This window comes from Pantoea sp. BL1 (assembly GCF_000963985.1).
In the GTDB taxonomy this organism is placed as follows: Bacteria; Pseudomonadota; Gammaproteobacteria; order Enterobacterales; family Enterobacteriaceae; genus Pantoea; species Pantoea rwandensis_B.
Genome location: NZ_JZRH01000101.1, coordinates 1 through 203, shown reverse-complemented (window position 1 = coordinate 203; position 203 = coordinate 1). Strand labels below are relative to the sequence as shown.

The following is a 203-nucleotide window of genomic DNA, read 5'->3' as shown; positions in this document are numbered from 1 at the left end:
GCGGTGCACGGCCTGGCGCGGCGTTTTTTCTGCCATTTTCTGCATCGCTGGTCGATCATCATTACCGACAGCGCGCAGACCAACGCGGCAAAAGTGATGTGGGAGGGGATGGTTGCCTGGGCGCTGCGCGACCCGGAGCACTATGTATACGTGTGGGACGGCACAGGCGAGTCTGGCTGCCTGCACCCGGTGCGCAGCTGGCT

General features: G+C 63.5%; 1 pseudogene. It reads left to right on the top strand.

From position 1 onward, the window contains the following. Nucleotides 1-203: pseudogene (locus tag VH86_RS25995) on the top strand (hypothetical protein); the annotation flags it as partial.